We start from the raw sequence: 21,180 nt of genomic DNA on the forward strand, positions 1-21,180 counted from the left end.
GTGACCATGTGCTCAGCGACGACCTGCAAGACCTGCGGAAAGACCACCTGGACCGGATGCGGCCAGCACATCAACCAGGTCCGACGAGGCGTCCCTGCGCACCAGTGGTGCAACGGACGGCATACCCCCGAGGAGATCGCCGCCGCGAAAGCGCAGCGCGGAAACATCTTCACCCGGCTCTTCGGCCGCTGACCCCAGCCGCTTCGAGTTCAGTCGCGAGACGGTGTGCCAGACGACACCGCGCCACCCTCTGATCCGCCGACCGCCTCGGGCGCCGATCCCGCTCATCAACCTGCTCGGTTGCGGCTGGACCGGGCGAAGGTTCAGTGCCGCTGCCCGTGAGACCGCGAGGGCATATCCCTCGGTCTCCAGGGGCGGGGCCATGCGAAGGCCTCCGTTCCTCCACAGCGGTGGATTCGGGCGCGTTCTCCCCATGGCGTGGGATGCGGTGATCGTGGCTGCGCCTGCGTCGGGATGCTGGCCGCATGGGAATCCGCTAATACGCTCATGCCTTCGATGCCGACCGCGCTCAGCAGGCGGTCGATGACCCGCACAGCATCCTCTCCAGCGACCCGCTCGCTGACGCATGGGGCCTGGAGCCGCACGCGAGCGTGAGTGTCGCGACGTTCGAGCAGGTCTCACCGAAGCGCGACATGCTCTATCTCGACAAGGCATGGTCCGTTTTGCAGTCCCTCACGCGCTCGGGGCCCGGAAGTCCCGCCGCCGGCTCGTGCTGCCGGATGTTCGAGAGGAACGTGACGATGCACGACATGGGCTGGGACCCGTGGGTGAGGACGATCCTGCCGGAGGAGGTGCCGGCGATTCGGGACGACCTCTGTGCGATCGACGAGGACCAGGTGCGAACGTGGGCGCGCACTTGGCGCAGCCGGCACGACGAGCTCCGCTACGTTCTCGACTACCTCACGCGGGCACAGGAATTCGTCGAGGCGCTCGCGACAGAAGGTCGCGGGATGGTCTACCTCATCGGGTGACTCAGCCCGAGCTATCCGCCGCCGCCGCGTCAACGGATGTCGGTGTGTTCCTTCAGAATGGACGCGTGCCATACGCCTTGAGCAGGAGCGCCTCCCGTGGAGTTACGCGCTCGAACGGCTCGGGGTGTCCTGACGAGGCATCTGATCGTTGCCCCAGCGCGCTCCTATTGGCCTGTCAGCGACGCGTGCTACCGTAATCGCAACAAACGCAACCTCCTGCGTTTACGTGTATTGAGGTGATTTCCGTGTCTCGCGCTGCCGTCGTTGAAGAGACGTACCTTCCCAGCAGGGAAGTCGAGCTTGCCCCTGTGCTGGACTTCCTCACCGCCCATGAGGCCGCCGGCCGGGCTCTTCCCGAGCCAAGGTACTTCCTTGCGGGCGCGCGTCCAGGCGACCAGGTCGAGCTTCCGGAAGAGGTCTACCTCGCTCTCCGCAAGATCGTGGACGCGATGCAGAGCGGGCTTGCCGTGTCAGTTGTACCCCAGGCAACACGGCTCACCACCCAGCAGGCAGCGGATCTCCTGAACGTGAGCCGCCCGACCATTGTGAAGCTCCTCGACGAGGGTGAGATCCCATTCGAGAAGGCGGGAACGCACCGACGCATTCTCCTCGCGGATCTGCTCGAGTACCGAGAGCGCCGGCGGGAGCGTCAGTACGACATGCTCGCCGCCACGCGCGACGCCGTCGACGAAGGCAACATCGAGCAGACGCTCGAGGACCTCAGAGCGGCGAGGAAGGCGGTCGCCGCAAGGCGGGCAGCCCGACTCTGACCTCGCAGACTGACAGGATGGGGTCGTGTTCACGGCGACCCTCGACACCAGCGTGCTGTGGCCGAGCCTGCAACGCGACTTCCTCCTTTCGCTCGCGGTCGAGGGCGCGTATCGACCGACCTGGAGCTCGGCGATCCTCGACGAACTCGAGTTCCACGAGGAAGTCAAGCTCGTGAAGCGGGGGATACCCGTAGCGGAGGCTGCCAGCCGCGCAGCAACCCTCATCGCCGCGATGCGGCGAGAGTTCGCCGACGCGGAGGTCGAAGGCTGGGAACCGCTCGAAGGTACCTTCGGGCTTCCCGATCCGAACGACGAGCACGTGGTCGCTACGGCCGTCATCGCGGGAGCCGGAGCGATCGTCACCGAGAACCTGAAGGACTTCCCTGCAGCCAAGATTCCGCCGGGCATCCAGGTGCTCAGCGCCAGGGAGTTCGCGAAGAACACTGTCGCGCTCAACCCCAGGCATGCGCTCGCCGCGGTGCGGGAGATCGCGAGTCGTTCCGGCCGCTACGGTGCAGCGCTCACCGTCGAGGAGATCCTGGACACGTTGCGCGACCGATACGGCATGATCGAAGCCGTCGAGATGATGGTCGAAGCTGCGTCCGCGTAGCCTCCAGTTCGCATGACTGAAGAGCGGGGTGCAGCCACCTGATTTCGCGCCGAACACCCGCCACGTTTCTGCCACGAATCGAACCGCGCTGACCTGATCGAGGAGAACGTCTGTGACCTCAGAACACGCGGAATCATGCGGTTTCAGCTGGGTCCAGTTGCCATCGGCGCGATTTCAAATCCCTCCGTCTCCGCCAGTTTTTCCCTGGGCAGAACCCGTTTTTAGGGTTCCTCCGACCTTCCCTCCTTCCCCTGACTCGGTTTCCGGCGCGGTATCAGGGGAGTGAGAGGGGAGTGAAGCGTTCAGGCGGCGCAGAGCCTCGATGTCCTGAGCTTCCCCGAGAACGTGTGCGTACACGCGCAGAACGGTGCGCGGGTCATCCCCGAGCCAGGCCGCAACCTGGTTGATCGGGATGCCCTGGCGCAGCCATGTCGATGCGGCGTAGTGCCGCAGGTCGTGGATCGTGTGATCGGGGGACGTCGTTGTCCACGCGACCGCACGGCGAAAGTAGGTGCCCCGCAGTTGCAGCCCGGTCGCGCTCGACGCGAGGTAGTCCGTTGACCCTTTGCCCGCTGCCCACACCTTCGCAATTTCGTGAGCACGAGCCACGAGCGGCACAGTACGGCGACCCCTGGCAGTCTTGGGCGACTTCTCGGCATAGCCGTCGCTGGCTGCCCGGAGCACACGCACAGCGGGGAACGGTACGTCTTGCAGATCACCGACGCGCAGTGCCCGCAACTCAGACCAGCGCAAGCCGGTGAGGCTCAGCCACTCGGTGATGAGCGCACCATGTGGCGAACGACTCCGCTGCGCATCGAGAACCACAGCGAGGATCGAGGCCGTCAGCGGCGCCCCTTCATGAGCCTGCACGGCACCAGACGGCATCCGCACACCACGAACCGGATTCGTCGGCGTTAGCCTCTCTCGCACCGCCCACGACCACAACGCCGAGAGCGTCGTGCGAACCCGCGCAACCGTCGAATGAGCGCGTGAGCCGAGCAGTTCGGTAAGCAGTGCCAACACGTCGGCCTCGGACACCGAGCCGATGGGCCGCGCGAGGAACTTGCCAGGCAATGCCGCCAGGTTGTCCCGATCCGTGCGGAGCGTGTGCGGAGCCACCTGGCCGGATCGAGCGTCGAGGAAGGCAGTGACGACCTCGGAGACAGGTGTGCGTTGTTGCTGAGGCGAGACGAAGCCGCCACCGTACAGTGCTTCTTTCTGCTGACGCTCGAACGCCTCGGCGGCACGCCGGGTCGTGAACGTCTTATCGGCCACGACCCGGCCACCCGCATGAAGCCGAACCCGCCAGCGAACACCGGAGGCTGTCTCTCGACGCTCAATGCTCAACGCTCAGCCCCGCGAGCCGGTGCACATCCGCAACCGCGTAGACCCGACGGGCACCGACCACGAGCGGCGTAATCGGGAACGTACCCGCACGCACCTTACGGCTGATTGTGGAGGGGTGCACCCGCATGAGCTCCGCGAGCTCGGCCTCGGTGTACCAGAGCGGCGTGTCAATCGTCTTACTCACCGTCGTTTCCCTTCTCGTCGTACAGACGCCTACGCTCGGCGTAGAGAGCGCCCAACTGCGTGTCATGCTCAGCCGTCCACTGCCCAGCCATCGCAAGGCCAATAGCCCGCTTCTCGAACCCGGAAATCTCGTCATCCAGTCGCCGCAACCGCTCACGCCGCTCCATCGCTGACCACCTCCCGCGAAGCATCGCCCGCACGGGCAGCCAACACCGCAGCGCGATAGTCCGCGTACTCGAGGTAGTCGGCGCGGAAGTAGCGCAGCGGTTCGCCCGCTTCGTGGATGACGCCCTGACCCGGACGCAGGCCCATGATCCGGTCAACATCCTCCGGGGTCGCCAGCTCCATGAGCAGTTCGACGCTTGCCCGGTTATCGACCCGCATCGACACGCGACGGGCGTACTGCGCACGCTCAGGGAGGTTCGCGACCTCGGCCCGCTGGATGATGGTAAAGACCCGCATACCGGCTTTCGCGGATTCCCTGAGCAGCCGCCCCATCGCCAGACGCATGCGCGGCGCGAACTTCTCGCCAGGCTTGCGCCCCTGATCTTCGCCGTCGAGCCACGACAGGATCGCAGGTAGTTCCTCGAACACGATCACGAACAGAGGGAACGCGCGACGGAGAACGTGCATCGGTACCGAATCCAACCCGCGTTCGAGCAGGAGGCGGATGCGCTTGTCCATCATCCGCACCAGCTGCTCAACCACCTCGCAGGCCGACTCCGGGTCAGCCGTCCCCAGGTGGATCAGCGCGTCATCGTCGCCCCGCCGATGCGGAGCCAGGAGCAGCCCAGATGGGTCGACACCAACGACCCGCACCGCTCGGTCACGAGCCGCAGCAGCCAAGACCGCGTATGCGAGAACTGACTTTCCCGAGCGCGTCGCCCCCTGGATCACCGAGTGCATCGCAGCGAAGTGATCCCACACGACGTTGCGCCCGTTCTCGTCGACGCCGAACGTTCCCCGGCGGCTCACAATGCCGCCGCCATTGCCTCGGGAACGCTCGCGTTCGGGTCGATCCACTCGCACCCGTCGATGGCCGCCCACGGGATGTCGTCGCCCTCGAAGTCATCGAGCATCAGACGGCCTCCGTCTCGTCGTCATCCGTCCAATCGTCCGGATTCACCGCCGCAGCAGGCGCAGCGGAAGGCGTAGCGACGCGGCGCATGCCGTCCAAAGGCGAGCGCGTCATGATGCCGACACGCACGACGGCAGGGCCGATCTTCTCCACCACGACATCCGTGCCTGTCGCCGCGCCGATTCGTTCGGCGTTCGCGTCCGAAGGCACGCGGCCACGAGGGAGCACCAGATCAACAGCCGGCCCTGTAGCGAGCAGTGAACGCCCCACGACCGCCGGCAGGTAGGTAATCGTGTCGCCCCTCCGACTCAACTTCTCGACCGAGAGGCCCACGTCCTCCGCCCAGGCCTTCACGCGCTCGACCGAACGCAGTGCGCGTTTCTCGTCCGCCGACAGCGAGGCGCGCTCTTCCTTGCTCAACTTCGGGCCACGAACGCGACCGAACCGAGCGAGCAGCCAGCCACGGAACGCCGGAACGAGCATCGCCACCACTGCGACGGCGAGCAGCAGCACGAGCAGGACGGCCACCAGGCCGCGAACGAACGACACGAGGCCGTACAGCGGATGCGACGGCGCAACACCCGTCACGGACAGTGCAAGCAGTACGGCGACCATCAGGCAAGCCATTGCCAGCGGCACGATTCGATGCAGCTTCATCGCGACAACCTCGGAATCTCGAACGTCACGCGCTGCACGTTGAAGGTCGAGGATGACGTGCGCGTCGAGACCACGAATGTGTGCGAGCCGTGATCCAGTCCGTCCACACGAACATGGGCACCGTCGAACGCTCGATCAGCCCCAGTCCCTGAGAACTGCACGGCCACCCACGAGCACGCACCATCGCTCAACCCGCCAGGTGCGACAGCATCAAGCCTGCACAGCGTCTTCCCCATGCCTCCGTCGGTGACATCAGAAATCGTGAACGATTCGCCCAGCGGCGGGAGATAGATCACTGCCGACCCATCATCGGTCTTGCCCGCACGAGGCCTCACCGCTTGCGATACCGTCACCGTCTTCTTGTCCTGTTCGGCGTAGACGTACACCGGATCCGTGCTGCCTGGAACGTACTGATAGGTGTACTCCGTAGCGTCATCAGTGATCGCCGCCGACGCAGGAGTCTCCACGACGACCCACGCCACGGCGATCAGCAACACCAGCGCGAAGCCCGCAAACCCCGCGACAGCGCCAGTAGCGCGGCGCTCGATTCCTCGCGTGTTCATGTCACGCCTCCGTCTTCTTCGGCGAGGGAGCTGTCACCGGTACGAGGCTTTCGACCGTGATCGACAGCAGCACGCGACCGTTGCTTTCGTACGGCTGCACCCATACCAGGCCGTCGGCGCGCACCTGCTCGCCCGCTTCGATCACGTCATCTGGCACCGCATTGATGACGTGCAGCGAATGTCCCTTCTGGGGGCGGAGCCGCCCCTCCTTGTCGAGCAACTGCGGGATGCAGCCTGAGGCGAGGGTCGGGCGTCCGTCGGGCGACAGCGCGTTGCTCTGTGCGCTGCCGCGATCCCCCTTCATGCGGAACCGCATCGGCTCACCGAGACCGAGTGCGGTCAACGGCCATGCATCGGAGTTGGTCAGGATCGGAAGGCTTGCCGCCTGGGTAGTGTTCATTCTCGTTCTCCTTGTCTGTGCACGCGGCGCTCGATTTGATTGGTTTGCGCGTCACATGCACGACGATACGTCTTGATTGGTTTGCGCGTCAACTGGTAGCGTCAACCTATGACGCCGAAGACTCTTCCCAGCCCATACCAGGACGATCCAGACGCCTTCCCCGTAGCGCAGATGAAAGACCCGGCGCAGATTGCTGAGTTCTTAGAGCGCGCCGGGCATGCACTACTCCGTGCGGCGAAGGCGGCGCAGCAACCTCAGCCGCCAGCGGATCCCATCGACGCCGACACTCGAACGACGAGCGCGCTGGAGGCGCTGCGGATCGGTGTTGCTCAAACCTTGCTCGCGCGCCGAATCGCTATCGAATGGGCGCTCGAACATACCTCGCTGACGCAACGGGGTGTCGCTGCTCTGCTTGGACTGAACCAGGCGACCACATACCGATACCGCCACAACGTCATCACCAACGAGGACGTTGCTGAGGCGGCGCTTGGCATCGTTCCACGAGTCGACTGAAGTGCAGCTACGGAGCCCTTCCCTGCGCTGAGCTAAGGGCTCCGTAATGTCCTAGAGGTGCCAGTTCTGGCCGACCCTGAGGTGGTTTCCCGCGCTCCTCGACCGGACACGCGGGTGTCGGCGTTCCTAAGGCCGTGCTCGGCTTATGCCAGCATGGTGCCAATACCCCAAGGAGCTTACGCATGGCCGAGATACGCAAGTTTGTCCGGTTCTCCGACACTGTCGTCATCGAACCTGACGAAACGAGGAACCCGGCTCAAGGCACCTTCTGGTTCGACCTAATTGACGGGATGCACGGTTGGTCCCACCAGCAGCGTGAGTTCCCGGTGTCGGGTGTGAAGTACTTCGGTGAACCGCAGCGCCCCGTTTCGCCACCGCTACCGCACATCCAGGTCGGCCGCGTTCGAGACCTATCGGAACAACTCAAGAAGTACAATCTGACAAGCGGGAGCGTCGATCCGCTCACCTTTGAGGATCCCGACGACCGCGTCTCCGAGCCGACGTACATCGTGCCCTTCGGTAACAATGGACGTGTCGCAATAATGAGCCCGGCGGTACGTGCCACCCGACACGAAACGCTTGCCCGCTGGGTGACGGGAGTATGCGAGTTGGCAACTCAGGGTCGCTCGATCGAGCTGATTCCTGTTGTTGACGAAGAGGTCCTCGCAAAAATCGCGAACGCCGAGGGCGCGGTGATGCTTGAGGTCCACGTCGATGCTGGAATGCCGATCCCGGACTCTGGGGGTGGGGACCTGGGTGATGCGTTCCGCGCTGCGAGACATCAGGCAACTGATGAGCTGGACCTCGTCCTGCGCTGGTCGCTGGGACGTCGTAACGGGACGCACTCGATCCGTGACGCGATTCGTGAAGCAGCTCTATGGGTTGCCAACGGTGGGTTCAGCACGAAGGCTGAGGTCAACATCGTGACGGAGAACGAGGAGGGCAGCATCTCGCGGGAGCTTCACTCCATCTTCGATGACCGCATCGCCAAGCGCGTGGAGTTCTTCGTGCCCGAAGGTCAGGTCGCGCCGGACGAGGTAGTGCTTGCCTCCATCGGCGAAGCGATCAACAATTTCCTCCGCGGGAGCGGTGTCGGAGGCTGAGCCTACACTGAACATTCGTTCGAAATGGTGGTGATGTCATGAAGGCTCTACGGAGGTTCGGAAGCTTTTTCGTCAACTACCCGGCGGCTGTCTCGGTGCTGATTTTAGTTGCGGTTGCCGCTCATTTCTGGCTGGCGCAAGAGAGACCGGAGCTCAACGTTGCTCGTGCCCTAGCAGAGAGCGCGGTTCCCGAGCCGAGGGAAACTCTGATGAGTCTCGCCCTCGGCGTTGCCGGGGTAAGTGCCATGGTCGGTGGTTTCGCGGGCGTGGTGGTGGTGTTCGGACTTGGGACCGAGCATGACCGATTCAGATTGCTCCGTCGCAACGGCGGGAGTCGGCTACGTGCAAGCTGGATTTCGGTCGTGCTTAGTTCATTTACGGGCGCCTTCGGGGCAGTCGTGTCCGCGGTCATGGTCGTTGGCTTCGGGGTGGAGCCGGGGATGTGGGTTCTCGAAGCATGCTTGCTGTTCACTGCGCATGGCGCAGTCAGACTCACGGTGCTGCTGGCGGGACTAGCGCGGATCGTTGACGAGGGTGATCGAGATGCCGACCGGCAGAAGCGCACTGTGAAGTCGACCGATCTGATCCCAAAGAAGCCGCAAGCTTAGGCCGCTGGCATCAACCAGTTTCGCCGAATTTCGGTGTACTGCGGCCGGATGGGCTGGGAGCCGTTTGCACGTACCAGGCGAGCCGGTCGAAGTCGCCGGACTCCGCGATTTCGAGCGCTTCCGCCAGACGATCAGAGTTGTTCCGGAACGCGCGATCGTAGGTCCGAGCTTCGATCACGGCGACCGGCTCGAAAGCCTCCGCCTCATCGATCAGTTCGTCGTCTGTCTTCTCTTCCTCGCCGGGGAGCAGACGGTCACGCAGTCCCTTCGTCCACGAGAACGCTCGACGGCCCCGAGTGGCTGTCACGAACTCGACCCACAGCGCTCGTGCTTGCTCTGTCCCTGGACCCTCTGCATCGAGCAGTTCGAACGGTGCGAGACTGTCGCCGCGACCTCGCTTCAGATCGCCGCGCGCAATCTCCGCCCCTACCGACGCTCGACGCTCGCCTGTGTGCTCTTGCACCTTTGACAGGTACTTGGCGAGCACCGCACCGTCACCGTCGACCGCTTGCACCTTGACGCCATGCTCTCGTGACGGGAGTCGTCCGCCCTTCTTCTCGACCGCGCGCACCCACAGCGCGTGAACCTCAGTCTCGAACGATGCGAGTTCCGCCGCCGACAGTGGATGCTCGAACACGACCAGGAAGTGCGAGTGCGGGTGCCAGCCGTTGCCCCCGTAGGTGACCTCCGTCGAGCGGATCGCGCCGACATAGCCGAGACGCACGGCCAGCCGCTTCCATGCTCGCCAGGACTGCACGGCACGCCACGCGCCCAGCAACACGTCAATCGACGGCGCTAGGCCGTCCTCGGACTTGTGGCGCAGCGTCAGCGTCATGAACGCGAGGCCCATGCCCGCATCCTGAGCGTGCAGCGCCGCCCGCTTAATCTCATCCGCCCGCGTCGCGCGAATCACGCCCGCGCACACCGGGCACGCCCACACCGACGCGCAGCGCTCCAGGCCGGAGTAGTGCGCTGGATGCTCGCCGGTTCCGTCGGCATGAACTGTCACCGCAGCGGCAGCGCGCCAGCGGCACCGAGCCGGACGCAGAGGCCGCACCCACTCGCCGGACTCATCCGCCCGAGCATCACGAGATAGCCCCACCTGCTCCCGAGCATGACCGATCAGCCACCCGCTCGACCGCTGCCGACGCCGGAACCGAACCCGCCGCCAATCCGAAGCGGCAACGCTATTCGCGATGTACCAAGACGCGTCGCTTCGCTCCGCGTGCGGAGCACCTTTCGACCCTTCGCGGGCTTCGCCCGCTCCGGGCGCGAAAGGCGCTCCCTCGGGGGCGTGCTGGCGTTGGTCATCGGAGAAGTGGCCTGGCATTCATGCCGGTCGGCCCAGGGGAGTGGCAGGGGAGCGGCACCGCCGAACACGCCTCGAATCGGCGTGCATCCGGTGCGCACGGGCGCAGAAAACAGCGGCCTATGCGGACTCTGTGGCCCTGCTAAGGTGGAGTCCCCTTACGGGGACCGAGGGTTCAAATCCCTCCGTCTCCGCAAAGAAAACCCTGGTCATAGGGATCTTTTCCGACCCGTTCGCTGCGTGCGGGTGTCGGTGGCGGCGCCGCTATGCGGTGCTCTTCGGGATCGACTCCCTGCGGGGCGGGATGAGCGGTGTCGAAGGATCGAGGGTCGCCGTCAGCAGCTCGCCCATCGCGGCGACGGGGTCGCTTCCGTCGGCAAGCCAGCGGATCTGGATGCCTTCCCACGCAGTGACGACGAGGCTCGCCGCCGCGGCGGCATCCATGCGCGGGCGCAGGCGACCGACCGCGACATCGTGCGTGATCAGCTCGGCGTAGGAAGCAGTGACGGTGGCGTAGCGACGCTGCAGCCAGTCGTGCGCCTCGTGGCGGGGATACGTCGCTTCGGCCGAGACGATCGAGAACATCCGGACGAGCTCGCGCCGGTTCAGGTTGCGCCGCACGATCGCGAGAACGGAGGGAGCGAAGCCGTCGCGGCGTGAGCGCTCGTCGAAGTCGACGTCGGCGGCATCCTCCTGCTCGAGCACGGCGGACAGGAGCGACACCTTCGTCGGGAAGTGGTGCATGAGTGTCGTGAGGCTGAGGTCGAGCTGCTTCGCGATCTGGCGCAACGACCCGCCCTGGTAACCGTGCGCGCTGAACACGGCGGTTGCGGTGGAGATGATCTCGCTGCGCCGCTCGGCCGTCTTGGCGTACGGCCCGCGGCGAAGGGGGCGCTCATCGGACATGGAGCGATCGTAGCGGGATGCCGGAGGGAAACCGTGCAACTGCACGTATTTCAGCATAGGCTGACGGCATGGCAATCGATGACACGACCTACCGGTGGGTGAAGCCCGGGGCGGCGGGCCCAGGCGCGATGCGCTACGGCGCCGACTACAACCCGGAGCAGTGGCCGCGCGAGGTGTGGGACGACGACGTGCGGCTCATGACCGAGGCGGGCGTCAACATCGTCTCCCTCGGAATCTTCTCGTGGGCGCTGCTCGAGCCGCGCGCGGGCGAGTACGACTTCTCGTGGCTCGACGACGTCATCGACTTGCTGCATGCGAACGGCATCGACGTCGCGCTCGCAACGGCGACCGCCTCGCCGCCGCCCTGGCTCGCGAAGGCACATCCGGAGATCCCGCCCGTCGCGATCGACGGCACCGTCCAGGAAGATCGAGTAGTTGCGGCGACCGGAGGCCGCGATCTCGGCCAGCATCTCCGGCCAGACGGGGCTGTGCCGCTCGATGTAGGCATCGAGCATCTCCGGCCGCACGTGCAGGGTGAAAGCGACGCGGGTCATGACACTCCTTCGTGAGGGCTCACGATCATGAATCGTTTCAACAATAGCGCTCCTGTATCGTTTCACGCAAGCACCGCGAAGGGATGCCATGTCCATCAGCGTCAAAGACGTCGCCGCCGCGGCCTCCGTCTCGGTCGGAACGGTCTCGAACGTCCTCAATCGGCCCGAGAAGGTCGCCGCCGCCACCGTCGCCCGGGTGCAGGCGGCGATCGACGACCTCGGCTTCGTGCGCAACGACGCCGCCCGCCAGCTGCGCGCCGGGCGCAGCCGCTCGATCGGCCTCATCGTGCTCGACAGCGCCAACCCCTTCTTCGCGGAGGTCGCGCGCGGCGCCGAAGAGCAGGCCGATGCCGAAGGCATGTCGGTGCTGCTCGGCAACAGCGACCAGGTGCCGAGCCGCGAGAGCGCATACCTCGATCTGTTCCGCGAGCAGCGCGTCAACGGCGTGCTGCTGACGCCCGTCGACCTCGACGAGGCACCCGTGCGGAGGCTCGCCGCTGCCGGCATCCCGCTCGTGCTGGTCGACGGGGAGCTTCCGGGCGGCGACGTGCCCTCGGTCGCGGTCGACGACGTGGAGGGCGGGCACCTCGCCGCCGCGCACCTGCTCGCGCTCGGGCGCCGCCGTATCGCGTTCGTCGGCGGCCCGCTGTCGATCCGTCAGGTGGCCGACCGACTGCGCGGTGCGCGTCGCGCGCTCGCCGCCCACCCCGACGCGCGCCTCGAGGTCATCGACACCGACGCGCTCACGGTGCTGCGGGGGCGCGAGGTGGGCGAGGCGATCGCGCGCCGCCCCGTGGGCGAGCGACCCGACGCCGTGTTCTGCGCCAACGACCTGCTCGCCGTCGGCGTCATGCAGGGGACGGCGATCCTCGGCGACATCCGCGTGCCGCACGATCTCGCCCTCATCGGCTACGACGACATCGATTTCGCCCAGGCGACCGTCGTTCCGCTGTCGTCGATCCGTCAGCCTGCGCGCGAGATCGGCGCGACCGCCGTCGCCTTGCTGTTCGAGTCGCTCGAGGGGGCGCCGGCGCGTCACGTCACCTTCCGCCCCGAGCTCGTCGTGCGGGCCTCGACCGCCGGCTGAGCCCGTCGTCCGCCGGATCGTCCGACGGGGCGCCAGCGCCCGCGGACGCGCAGCGTCACCGCGCCGACGACGCCGAGCGTGTCCGCGATTTGCGCGGCGGCCTCAAGGCGCGCCCGGGCGGCGGCGGGCAATCCGATCGTGGTGTCGACGCGGAGCGGCAGGACGTGCAGCGTCACCTCGTCGCCCGGCCGAATACCGGCATCCCGCACCGACACCGTCCAGCGCTCGCCGTCCCAGAACCGGTCGTCGACGACGCGGCCCCCGACGCGCAGCTGCGCGACGTCGCCCGCCCAGTCGATGTCGAGCACCGCGTCGGCGGCGGTGTCGCTCGCCGAGGCGGGGAGGTCGAGCCGGAAGACGGCGGCGAGATCGTCGACGACGTCGGCGTCGGGAGCGCGATGGCGTGCGCGGCCGAACCCGTAGTCGGCGGGGACAGCGCGAACCGCGGCTTCCGCGAGCACCACGGGTGTCAGCGGCGTCGGCCCACCGGGGTCGGCGGCTGCGGGTTCGCGGTCGAGCGAGCGCCAGGCCCCGCCGAACTCGTCGAACACCTCGACGACGCCCGGGCCGCGCGCCCACAGCACGGCGTCGTCCCACGAAAGCTCCGCGGCCGTGCGCAGCAGAGCGCGCCCGGCAGCCGTTTCGCGCACCCACAGCCGGTCGGCGTCCGATGCAGGCAGGACGAGCACCCGGCCGGCGCCGACGGAGACCGGCTCGCCCGGCGTCACCGGCAGTTCGCGGCCGTCCACGCGAAGACGGGGCTCCACCCCGGCATCCGCGAGCAGCACGAGCACGGGCGACGCGCCCGGCAGCTCGGTGAGAAGCGACGCCGTCGCCCCGTCGATCCGGGCGCCGGCGAACGGCCACGCGACGGGCCAGCGCGCGAGCGTGCCCGCCGGGATGTCGGTCGCGGGAAGCTCGATGACCTCGTCGTCGAGCGTGATCCGCACGCGCGCACCCGTCACGTCGGCGACGGGTTCGTGCGGCTGATGGTGCGAGATCACGACGATGCCCCGCTCCCCGTCCGAACGCAGCGCCCAGCGCAGGGTCGTGCGGTCGTCGAGCCCGGTGGGAGAGGCATCCGGCAGCGTCGAGGTCATCTCGGCGAGACGATCGCCGAATGCCGCGAGGAACGAATGCTGCAGGCGCAGCGGCGCCGCCGAGGCGTGCAGGTCGCCCGACTGCCCGATCGGCGCATGGAAGTCGTACCCGATCTCGGGGAGGTCGTTCGGGTAGCCGGTGGCGATGGTCTCCTGCAGCCTGGGTGCGGGGTTCGCGCCGCCGACGTACATGAAGTATCCCTGCCACGCCGAGCCGCTGCCGATCTTGCCGTGCGCGAGCGCCGCGATGTCGTGCGCCGTGAGCACGGGGCGCCGATGGTAGGCCGTCGCCATACCCGATCCGAGCTCGCACGTCGCCGGGGGGAACCCGTGCAGATCGGTGGGGCGACCGGTATCCGACGGGTCGGCGGCGAACCCCTGCGCCTCGCGCACGTCGGCGCCCACGCCCGGATCGTCCCACTCGTGCGAGGGGAAGAAGTGCGCCCGGAACGACGGATCCCAGCCGTCCTCCGGATCGACCCAGAACCCGTCGGCATAGCCGCTGAACACCGGGAAGACCTCGCCGCCCGGCAACTGCGCGCCGCCCCACGCGGTGGCCGTCCACAGCGGAGCGGACATGCCCGACTCCCGCGCGAGGCGCTTGAGCGTGACGAGGTGCTCGGGCCGGTCATACAGCTCGTTCTCCAGCTGGATGCCGACGACGGCACCCCCGGGTCGTGCGCGTCCGTCGAGCGCGTGGGCGAGCCGGGGCCGACGCGGGCGCGCTCACCGCGGCGGGCGCCGCGTTCCTCGACCCGTCGGGACTACTGCGCCCCGGCATCCCGTTCTGCCCGCCGGGAGGCGACGCGGGGACCGGCATGGTCGCGACGAACGCGGTGGCACCACGCTCCGGCAACGTCAGCGCAGGAACGAGCGTGTTCGCGATGGTCGTCCTCGAGCGCCCGCTCGTCCACGCGCATCACGAGATCGACCTCGTGTCGACGCCCGCAGGTGAGCCGGTCGCGATGGTGCACTGCAACAACGGCGCCAGCGAACTCGCGGCGTGGGCGGAGTTGTTCGGGCGTTTTGCCGCGGCATCCGGCAGCCCGCTCGACGACGACGCCGTCTTCGAGGTGCTGCTCCGCGAAGCGCTCGAGGGCGCGCCGGATGCCGGGGGCCTGCTCGCCTACAACCATCTCGCGGGGGAGCCGATCGCGGGGCTCGCGGACGGACGCCCGCTCTTCGTGCGCACCCCCGAATCGAGCTTCACCCTCGCGAATACGATGCGCGCCCAGCTGTACGGGGTCTTCGCGACGCTGGCCCTCGGCATGCGGGTGCTGCACGAAGAGGGCGTCGCGCTCGACCGGATGCATGCGCACGGCGGCTTGTTCCGCACGGCCGGGGTCGCGCAACGGCTCCTCGCCGCCGCACTGGACACACCGGTCGAGATCGGGGCCACGGCGTCGGAGGGTGGGGCGTGGGGCATGGCGGTCCTCGCCGCGTTCCGCCGGGTTGCGGCAGCCGACTCGGCCTCCGACCTGGGTGCCTACCTGGACGGGACCGTGTTCGCGGGTGCCGACGCATCCGTCGCCGTTCCCGACCCCGCCGATGCGGCGGGGTTCGCCGCGTACCTCGATCGCTATCGCGCGGGTCTCGCCGTCGAAGCCGCTGCGGTGGCCGCCCTCTGAGCGGTGCGCGCCGTGTCGACTCGTCGCCTCTCTCCTCGCTCAATGACCGGAATCTCGGGAAAAGGAAGACCATGACCCTCACCGCCACGCTCGACAGCTCCACCGTCTGGTTCGTCACCGGCAGCCAGGGCCTCTACGGCGAGGAGACGTTGCGGCAGGTCGCCGAGCAGTCCCAGCAGGTCGCCGAGGGCCTGGCCGGGTTGCCCGTGAAGGTCGAATGGAAGCCCGTGCTGACCGACTCCGACGCGATTCGCCGGCTCGCGCTCGACGCCAACTCGGATGACTCCGTGATCGGGATCATCGCGTGGATGCACACGTTCAGCCCCGCGAAGATGTGGGTCCAGGGGCTCGACGCGCTGCGCAAGCCGCTGCTGCACCTGCACACGCAGGCGAACGTCGAGCTGCCGTGGGCGGAGATCGACTTCGACTTCATGAACCTGAACCAGGCCGCGCACGGCGACCGCGAGTTCGGGTACATCCAGACCCGCCTCGGCGTTGCCCGAAAGACGGTCGTCGGTCACGTCTCACACCCCGCCGTCACGGCGCAGATCGAGGACTGGCAGCGCGCCGCCGCCGGCTGGTAGGCCCTGCGCACTCTCAAGTTGGCCCGCTTCGGTGACAACATGCGGTACGTCGCGGTCACCGAGGGCGACAAGGTCGAGGCCGAGCTGCGCTTCGGGGTGCAGGTGAACACATGGGGAGTGAACGAGCTCTCGGATGCGGTGGCCGCGGCATCCGACGCCGACATCGACGCGCTGGTGCAGGTCTACCTCGCGGAGTACGACGTCGCCGACGAGCTCCGACCGGGCGCCGAGCGACACCAGTCCCTCCGCGACGGCGCGGCCATCGAGATCGGCCTCCGGTCGTTCCTGGAGGCGGGCGGGTTCGGAGCGTTCACCACGAGCTTCGAGGACCTCGGTGCTCTGAAGCAGCTCCCCGGACTCGCCGTCCAGCGGCTCATGGCGGAGGGGTACGGCTTCGGTGCCGAGGGTGACTGGAAGACCGCGATCCTCGTCCGGATCGCCAACGTCATGGGCGCAGGTCTGCCCGGCGGGGCCTCGCTCATGGAGGACTACACGTACGACCTCACCCCGGGCGACGAGAAGATCCTGGGCGCGCACATGCTCGAAGTCTCCCCGTCGCTGACGACCCGCAAGCCGAGGCTCGAGGTCCACCCGCTCGGCATCGGCGGCAAGGATGACCCCGTGCGCCTCGTGTTCACCGCCGATCCCGGCCCCGCGCTCGTCGTCGCGATGAGCGACATGCGCGACCGTTTCCGTCTCACCGCCAACGTCGTCGGGAACGTCGAGGCGCCCGACCTGCCGCGCCTCCCCGTGGGGCGCGCGATCTGGAAGCCCGCCCCCGACTTCGCGACATCCGCTGCGTGCTGGCTCGCTGCCGGCGCCGCGCACCACACCGTCATGACGAGCGCGGTCGGCATCGACGTGTTCCGCGACTTCGCCGACATGGCGCAGACCGAGCTCCTCGTCATCGACGAGGACACAACCGTCCGCGGCTTCCAGAAGGAGCTTCGCTGGAACCAGGCGTACTACCGTCTCGCCCAGAGCCTGTGAGCATCGCTCAGCAACGTCGATCCGATGCGCATATGCCGGGGACGCCATACTCGCGGGCATAGCCTGGCCCCAGCGATCGGCACCCGCCTTTGGCTCCGCAACGGCCACGCGGTCACGATCGAATCCCGAGTTATACCATCTCCGCCACCGCACTCGAGCCGCGGCTCGGACCCGTCCGTCAGACTTACGCGGGAACCGACCAGTTCCCGCCGCTCGCTCGCGCGTACACCGACGTCGCGCAGGTCGTGCGGGAGACCGGACTCATGCGCCGGGCGTCCGTCTTCTACATCTGCGTCGGTCTTGCCCTCGCGGCCGGATTCGGCGGCGTCGTGACCGGCTTCGTGCTGCTCGGCGACAGCTGGTTCCAGCTCCTGATGGCCGCCGCGCTCGGCATCCTGCTGACGCAGGTGGCCTTCCTCGGACACGAAGCGGCGCACCGCCAGATCCTCTCCTCGGGGCCGGCGAACGACCGACTCGCCCGGGTGCTCGTCAACGGCATCGTGGGGATGAGCGCGTCGTGGTGGGCGGGTAAGCACACGCGGCACCACGCCAACCCGAACCGCGTCGGAAAAGACCCCGACATCGAGATCGACACCATCTCGTTCCTCGACGTGGACGCCGCCTCAGCGCGAGGCATCCGTCGGATGATCACGCGTCGGCAGGGCTGGCTCTTCTTCCCTCTCCTCACCCTTGAGGGGGTGAGCCTGTGGCGCTCGTACGGCATCGTGATCGCCTACCTCAATCGCGTCGGCCTCGCCGCCCGCGATCCGTTCGACTGTCCCCTCGTCGCGACATACCGCCCGGCCTAGCATCCGGTCTGGCATCCGGCCTAGCATCCGGTCCAGGCCCGCGCAATCCCCGTCGCGGCGACGCGAGTCCCCCGTAGCGTCGAAGACATGGCAACCACGACAGCGACGAAGAACAAGCGCAAGGCCGCCCACGGCGCGCGCCTGACCGGCGAGCAGAATGCCGAGAACGGATTCACCGCCTCCGAGACCCTGAGTGAGAACCTCCAGAAGGTGCTCGTCGACCTCATTGAGCTCGCGTCGCAGGGCAAGCAGGCGCACTGGAACGTCGTCGGCACGAACTTCCGCGACACCCACCTGCAGCTCGACGAGATCATCGAGGCGGCGCGCGAGTTCAGCGACACGATCGCCGAGCGCATGCGGGCCCTGCACGCCCTGCCCGACGGACGCAGCGACACGGTCGCCGAGACGACGACGCTCCCCGAGTTCCCCCAGGGCGAGATCGCGACCACCGAGGTCATCGATCTCATCACCGTACGGCTCGAGGACGCGGTATCGACCTGCCGTGAGGTCCACGACGCCGTCGACGACGAAGACCCGACGAGCGCCGACATCCTGCACGAGATCATCGAGAAGCTCGAACAGTACGCGTGGATGATCAGCGCCGAGAACCGGAAGGCACGCACCTCATGACCGACATGTACACCCGTCAGGACCCGACGACCCAGTACCCGCGTCCGCCGTTTCCGCCCCAGCAGCAGGATGCCCCGGGCGACATCCACGAGATGACACCCGCGCCCGATCACGGCGAGACGACCTACATCGGTTTCGGGCGCCTGCCCGGTCGGAAGGCCCTCGTCACGGGCGCCGATTCCGGCATCGGCCGCGCCGTCGCGATCGCCTACGCCCGCGAGGGCGCCGACGTCGCCCTGTCCTACCTGCCTGAAGAGCAGGAGCAGGCCGAAGAGGTCGCGGAGCTCATCCGCGCCGAGGGGAGGACCGCCGTCCTTCTCCCGGGCGACCTGCAGGACGAGCAGACGAGCATCGACGTCGTCGAGAAGGCCGTGAAGGACCTCGGCGGTCTCGACATCCTGGTCCTCAACGCGGGCACCATGCCGACCGTCGACTCGATCGACGACTTCGAGACGAAGACCCTCGACCACGTCGTCAAGGTCAACATCTATCCGCTCTTCTGGATGACGAAGGCGGCGTCGCCGCACCTCGAGCCCGGCGCGGCGATCATCACGACCTCGTCGATCCAGGGGTTCGACCCGTCGCCGTCGCTCGCCGAGTACGCGGTGTCGAAGGCGGGCATCGCCAACTGGACGCGTGCGACGGCTCAGCAGCTCATCGAACGCGGCATCCGCGTCAACGGTGTCGCGCCGGGGCCGATCTGGACGCCGCTCCAGCCCGCCTTCGTGCCGAACGAGAAGATTGAGTCGTTCGGCGAGCAGACGCCCATCGGCCGCGCCGGTCAGCCGGTCGAACTCGCCCCGGCGTACGTGTTTCTCGCGTCGCAGGAGTCGAGCTATGTCGTCGGCGAGACGATCGCCGTCACCGGCGGCATGCCCGTCACCTGATCGTCGGCGCCGCGAATGACGATCACGGACCGCTCCGATCTCGCGACGTATGCGCCGATCGGCGACGGGCGCACGATCGCGCTCGTCGCCGGTGACGGCGGTATCGACTGGATGCCGATGCCGAACCTCGACTCGACGCCCGTCTTCGCGCGGCTCGTCGACGACGAGAACGGCGGGTGCATCGAACTGGGACCCGAGGGGGAGCCCGGGGTCGACTACACCGTGCGCCGCCGCTACCTCGCCGGCACGAACGTGCTGCAGACGACGTTCACGACGGCATCCGGGTCGGCACGGGTGACCGACGCCCTGGTGACGGGCGTCGCCGGACGCCTCCCGTGGGCGCAGCTCGTGCGGCGCATCGAGGGCGTCGACGGAAATGTGCGCTTCCGCTGGAAGGTGCGCCCCGGCACGCGACTGGGCACGGCATCCCCGTGGATCGTCCGACACGACATCGCCGGAGACGGCGCCGCGCACCTGCTCCGTGTCGGGCGGACGACGCTTGCGGTCCTCGGCGACGGGATCGGACGCGCCCGGTCGGAGGACGGCGGCGCGCCGTTCCCCGCCGTCCGCGGCACCTTCACGACGAAGCCGGGCGACCGTCATCTGCTCGCGATCGTCGCCACCGACGACGAGCCGCTGCACCTTCCCGACCCGGCGACGCTGGATGACAGCCTCGAGCGCTCGATCGGGGGCTGGCGTGCCTGGTCGCGCGAGTTCTCCTACGACGGACCGTGGCGGGATGCCGTGCAGCGCAGCGCCCTGGCGATGAAGCTTCTCGTGTACGCGCCGACCGGGGCGATCGCCGCGGCTGCGACGACCTCGCTACCCGAGAACCCGGCGGGCGGGAAGAACTGGGACTATCGCTTCGCGTGGGTGCGCGACCTCGCGTACACGGCGTACGCGCTCGTCCGATTCGGGCTTCGCGAAGAGACGCATGCGGCCCTGTCGTGGCTGCTGAAGACGATCCGCAGCCACGGGTCCGTCCCGCACGTGATGTATACGCTGCGCGGGGATCTCGTTGAGGGGGCTCGCGAGTTCGACGTTCCGGGGTGGCAGGGCATCGGCCCGGTCGTGGAGGGAAATCCCGCGAACGACCAGTTGCAGCTCGGCGTCTACGGCGACCTGTTCGCGATCTGCCGCACCTACGTCGACGCCGGGAACATCCTCGACGTCGAGACCGGTCGCCTCCTCGCGCGCGTCGCCGACCGCACGTGCGACCTGTGGCGCGAACGCGACTCGGGCATGTGGGAGCTTCCCGAGCTCGCTCACTACACCTCGTCGAAGATGGGGTGCTGGCAGGCGCTCCGCGACGCGGTGCACCTCTCCGAGGCGCACGCGATCCCCGGCCCCGCCGAGCGGTGGGCGGCCGAGCGCGACCGCATCCGCGCATGGATCGAGGAGAACTGCTGGTCCGAAGACCTCGGTGCGTACACGATGGCGCCCGGTTCCACGGCGCTCGACACCTCGGTGCTCCTCCACGCCGAGAGCGGCTTCGACCGCGGTGAGCGGATGTCGCGCACGATCGACGCGCTGACCGCGGAGCTGGGCTCGACGGTGCAGGGCCGTGAGGCGCTGCTGTACCGCTACAGCGGGATGCCGCGTGAGGAGCACACCTTCGTCGCCTCCGCGTTCTGGCGCGCGGGCGCTCTCGCGTGCGTCGGGCGGCACGACGAGGCGATCGCGGCGATGGATGAGCTCGTCGCCCTCGCGAACGACGTCGGCATCTACAGCGAGATGATCTCCGAGCGCGACGGGTCGTTCTGGGGCAACCTTCCCCAGGCGCTCAGCCACCTCGCGGTCGTGACGGCGGCGCTCACTATCCGCGACGTCGTGCCGGAGAAGAAGCTGCCGAAGCGCTGATCGGGCGCGGGT

19 protein-coding genes and 5 pseudogenes are annotated in these 21,180 nt (G+C 67.7%); 14 read left to right on the forward strand and 10 right to left on the reverse strand.

Going from position 1 to position 21,180, the window contains the following annotated elements; translation table 11 throughout:
* The first annotated feature begins 611 nt into the window (after positions 1 to 611).
* The 3 genes from ACRVYW_RS05850 (at position 612) to ACRVYW_RS05860 (ending at position 2,372) form a co-directional block, all read left to right on the forward strand.
* Complete coding sequence (locus ACRVYW_RS05850; protein ID WP_431802641.1) at positions 612 to 992, forward strand: hypothetical protein; 381 nt, start codon at positions 612 to 614, stop codon at positions 990 to 992.
* A gap of 245 nt (positions 993 to 1,237) precedes the next feature.
* The gene (locus tag ACRVYW_RS05855) at positions 1,238 to 1,762 is read left to right on the forward strand and encodes a helix-turn-helix domain-containing protein (protein WP_431802643.1); all 525 of its coding nucleotides are present in this window, start codon (positions 1,238 to 1,240) and stop codon (positions 1,760 to 1,762) included.
* 25 nt (positions 1,763 to 1,787) lie between these two features.
* Positions 1,788 to 2,372, forward strand: a complete 585-nt coding sequence (locus ACRVYW_RS05860) for a PIN domain-containing protein (protein WP_431802644.1) — start codon at positions 1,788 to 1,790, stop codon at positions 2,370 to 2,372.
* A gap of 174 nt (positions 2,373 to 2,546) precedes the next feature.
* Here the strand turns inward: ACRVYW_RS05860 and ACRVYW_RS05865 are convergent, their stop codons facing one another.
* The 6 genes from ACRVYW_RS05865 to ACRVYW_RS05890 form a co-directional block, all read right to left on the reverse strand.
* Entirely contained in the window at positions 2,547 to 3,647 is a 1,101-nt protein-coding gene (locus ACRVYW_RS05865) for a tyrosine-type recombinase/integrase (RefSeq protein ID WP_431802646.1), read from the reverse strand.
* Between the two features lie 61 nt (positions 3,648 to 3,708).
* Positions 3,709 to 3,903, reverse strand: coding sequence for a helix-turn-helix transcriptional regulator (locus ACRVYW_RS05870; protein WP_431802648.1), 195 nt, complete (start codon positions 3,901 to 3,903; stop codon positions 3,709 to 3,711).
* Between the two features lie 152 nt (positions 3,904 to 4,055).
* Entirely contained in the window at positions 4,056 to 4,877 is an 822-nt protein-coding gene (locus tag ACRVYW_RS05875) for an FtsK/SpoIIIE domain-containing protein (protein WP_431802650.1), read from the reverse strand.
* 103 nt (positions 4,878 to 4,980) lie between these two features.
* Positions 4,981 to 5,637: a hypothetical protein gene (locus ACRVYW_RS05880; protein ID WP_431802652.1), complete on the reverse strand. Its 657-nt coding sequence runs from the start codon at positions 5,635 to 5,637 to the stop codon at positions 4,981 to 4,983.
* Positions 5,634 to 6,200, reverse strand: coding sequence for a hypothetical protein (locus ACRVYW_RS05885; protein WP_431802654.1), 567 nt, complete (start codon positions 6,198 to 6,200; stop codon positions 5,634 to 5,636). Before ACRVYW_RS05885 ends, ACRVYW_RS05880 begins: the two co-directional genes overlap by 4 nt.
* A gap of 1 nt (position 6,201) precedes the next feature.
* Entirely contained in the window at positions 6,202 to 6,600 is a 399-nt protein-coding gene (locus ACRVYW_RS05890) for a hypothetical protein (protein ID WP_431802655.1), read from the reverse strand.
* Positions 6,601 to 6,708: 108 nt separating this feature from the next.
* Here ACRVYW_RS05890 and ACRVYW_RS05895 point away from each other — a divergent pair, with 108 nt between their 5' ends.
* The 3 genes from ACRVYW_RS05895 (at position 6,709) to ACRVYW_RS05905 (ending at position 8,824) form a co-directional block, all read left to right on the forward strand.
* On the forward strand, positions 6,709 to 7,113 hold the full coding sequence (locus ACRVYW_RS05895; protein ID WP_431802657.1) for a hypothetical protein: 405 nt from the start codon (positions 6,709 to 6,711) through the stop codon (positions 7,111 to 7,113).
* A 182-nt stretch (positions 7,114 to 7,295) separates the two neighbouring features.
* Complete coding sequence (locus ACRVYW_RS05900; RefSeq protein ID WP_431802659.1) at positions 7,296 to 8,216, forward strand: hypothetical protein; 921 nt, start codon at positions 7,296 to 7,298, stop codon at positions 8,214 to 8,216.
* A gap of 209 nt (positions 8,217 to 8,425) precedes the next feature.
* A complete protein-coding gene (locus ACRVYW_RS05905; RefSeq protein WP_431802660.1) occupies positions 8,426 to 8,824 on the forward strand; it encodes a hypothetical protein in 399 nt (132 codons plus the stop codon).
* A 10-nt stretch (positions 8,825 to 8,834) separates the two neighbouring features.
* Here ACRVYW_RS05905 and ACRVYW_RS05910 read toward each other — a convergent pair whose 3' ends face one another.
* A complete protein-coding gene (locus ACRVYW_RS05910) occupies positions 8,835 to 10,154 on the reverse strand; it encodes a protein rep (RefSeq protein WP_431802662.1) in 1,320 nt (439 codons plus the stop codon).
* 243 nt (positions 10,155 to 10,397) lie between these two features.
* Positions 10,398 to 11,039 carry a TetR/AcrR family transcriptional regulator gene (locus ACRVYW_RS05915; RefSeq protein WP_431802664.1) on the reverse strand — a complete coding sequence of 214 codons (642 nt, stop codon included), beginning with the start codon at positions 11,037 to 11,039 and terminating at the stop codon, positions 10,398 to 10,400.
* A 128-nt stretch (positions 11,040 to 11,167) separates the two neighbouring features.
* Between ACRVYW_RS05915 and ACRVYW_RS05920 the strand changes: the two are divergent.
* Positions 11,168 to 11,458: pseudogene (locus tag ACRVYW_RS05920) on the forward strand (beta-galactosidase); the annotation flags it as partial.
* A 60-nt stretch (positions 11,459 to 11,518) separates the two neighbouring features.
* Here ACRVYW_RS05920 and ACRVYW_RS05925 read toward each other — a convergent pair.
* Positions 11,519 to 11,689: pseudogene (locus ACRVYW_RS05925) on the reverse strand (hypothetical protein); the annotation flags it as partial.
* Here ACRVYW_RS05925 and ACRVYW_RS05930 point away from each other — a divergent pair.
* On the forward strand, positions 11,682 to 12,680 hold the full coding sequence (locus tag ACRVYW_RS05930) for a LacI family DNA-binding transcriptional regulator (protein ID WP_431802666.1): 999 nt from the start codon (positions 11,682 to 11,684) through the stop codon (positions 12,678 to 12,680). The pseudogene ACRVYW_RS05925 and the gene ACRVYW_RS05930 overlap by 8 nt on opposite strands.
* Here ACRVYW_RS05930 and ACRVYW_RS05935 read toward each other — a convergent pair.
* The gene (locus tag ACRVYW_RS05935) at positions 12,629 to 14,359 is read right to left on the reverse strand and encodes a beta-galactosidase (RefSeq protein ID WP_431802668.1); all 1,731 of its coding nucleotides are present in this window, start codon (positions 14,357 to 14,359) and stop codon (positions 12,629 to 12,631) included. The two genes, ACRVYW_RS05930 and ACRVYW_RS05935, sit on opposite strands and share 52 nt — an antisense overlap.
* 125 nt (positions 14,360 to 14,484) lie before the next feature.
* On the opposite strand from ACRVYW_RS05935, the pseudogene ACRVYW_RS05940 reads away from it, so the two are divergent.
* The 6 genes and pseudogenes from ACRVYW_RS05940 to ACRVYW_RS05965 form a co-directional block, all read left to right on the forward strand.
* Positions 14,485 to 15,408, forward strand: a pseudogene (locus ACRVYW_RS05940) (FGGY-family carbohydrate kinase); the annotation flags it as partial.
* A 71-nt stretch (positions 15,409 to 15,479) separates the two neighbouring features.
* Positions 15,480 to 16,982 (forward strand): annotated as a pseudogene (gene araA, locus ACRVYW_RS05945) (L-arabinose isomerase).
* A 137-nt stretch (positions 16,983 to 17,119) separates the two neighbouring features.
* Positions 17,120 to 17,689, forward strand: a pseudogene (locus ACRVYW_RS05950) (fatty acid desaturase); the annotation flags it as partial.
* Between the two features lie 189 nt (positions 17,690 to 17,878).
* Positions 17,879 to 18,421 carry a Dps family protein gene (locus tag ACRVYW_RS05955; protein ID WP_431802670.1) on the forward strand — a complete coding sequence of 181 codons (543 nt, stop codon included), beginning with the start codon at positions 17,879 to 17,881 and terminating at the stop codon, positions 18,419 to 18,421.
* Positions 18,418 to 19,308 (forward strand): SDR family oxidoreductase, encoded by an 891-nt coding sequence (locus tag ACRVYW_RS05960; protein ID WP_431802672.1) that lies wholly within the window; start codon positions 18,418 to 18,420, stop codon positions 19,306 to 19,308. The genes ACRVYW_RS05955 and ACRVYW_RS05960 overlap by 4 nt, the downstream gene beginning before the upstream one ends.
* A 15-nt stretch (positions 19,309 to 19,323) precedes the next feature.
* On the forward strand, positions 19,324 to 21,168 hold the full coding sequence (locus tag ACRVYW_RS05965) for a glycoside hydrolase family 15 protein (protein ID WP_431802674.1): 1,845 nt from the start codon (positions 19,324 to 19,326) through the stop codon (positions 21,166 to 21,168).
* Positions 21,169 to 21,180 lie beyond the last annotated feature (12 nt).

It is taken from the genome of Microbacterium sp. bgisy203 (assembly GCF_965345155.1).
Lineage (GTDB): Bacteria > Actinomycetota > Actinomycetes > Actinomycetales > Microbacteriaceae > Microbacterium.

Excerpts from the sequence above, each read along its gene's own strand:
- ACRVYW_RS05965 (WP_431802674.1), top strand. The coding sequence starts at position 19,324 with ATGACGATCACGGACCGCTCCGATCTCGCGACGTATGCGCCGATCGGC.
- ACRVYW_RS05915 (WP_431802664.1), bottom strand. The coding sequence starts at position 11,039 with ATGTCCGATGAGCGCCCCCTTCGCCGCGGGCCGTACGCCAAGACGGCC.
- ACRVYW_RS05960 (WP_431802672.1), top strand. The coding sequence starts at position 18,418 with ATGACCGACATGTACACCCGTCAGGACCCGACGACCCAGTACCCGCGT.
- ACRVYW_RS05880 (WP_431802652.1), bottom strand. The coding sequence starts at position 5,637 with ATGAAGCTGCATCGAATCGTGCCGCTGGCAATGGCTTGCCTGATGGTC.
- ACRVYW_RS05905 (WP_431802660.1), top strand. The coding sequence starts at position 8,426 with ATGAGTCTCGCCCTCGGCGTTGCCGGGGTAAGTGCCATGGTCGGTGGT.
- ACRVYW_RS05895 (WP_431802657.1), top strand. The coding sequence starts at position 6,709 with ATGACGCCGAAGACTCTTCCCAGCCCATACCAGGACGATCCAGACGCC.
- ACRVYW_RS05885 (WP_431802654.1), bottom strand. The coding sequence starts at position 6,200 with ATGAACACGCGAGGAATCGAGCGCCGCGCTACTGGCGCTGTCGCGGGG.
- ACRVYW_RS05955 (WP_431802670.1), top strand. The coding sequence starts at position 17,879 with ATGGCAACCACGACAGCGACGAAGAACAAGCGCAAGGCCGCCCACGGC.
- ACRVYW_RS05930 (WP_431802666.1), top strand. The coding sequence starts at position 11,682 with ATGTCCATCAGCGTCAAAGACGTCGCCGCCGCGGCCTCCGTCTCGGTC.
- ACRVYW_RS05900 (WP_431802659.1), top strand. The coding sequence starts at position 7,296 with ATGGCCGAGATACGCAAGTTTGTCCGGTTCTCCGACACTGTCGTCATC.
- ACRVYW_RS05890 (WP_431802655.1), bottom strand. The coding sequence starts at position 6,600 with ATGAACACTACCCAGGCGGCAAGCCTTCCGATCCTGACCAACTCCGAT.
- ACRVYW_RS05935 (WP_431802668.1), bottom strand. The coding sequence starts at position 14,359 with ATGTCCGCTCCGCTGTGGACGGCCACCGCGTGGGGCGGCGCGCAGTTG.
- ACRVYW_RS05910 (WP_431802662.1), bottom strand. The coding sequence starts at position 10,154 with ATGCCAGGCCACTTCTCCGATGACCAACGCCAGCACGCCCCCGAGGGA.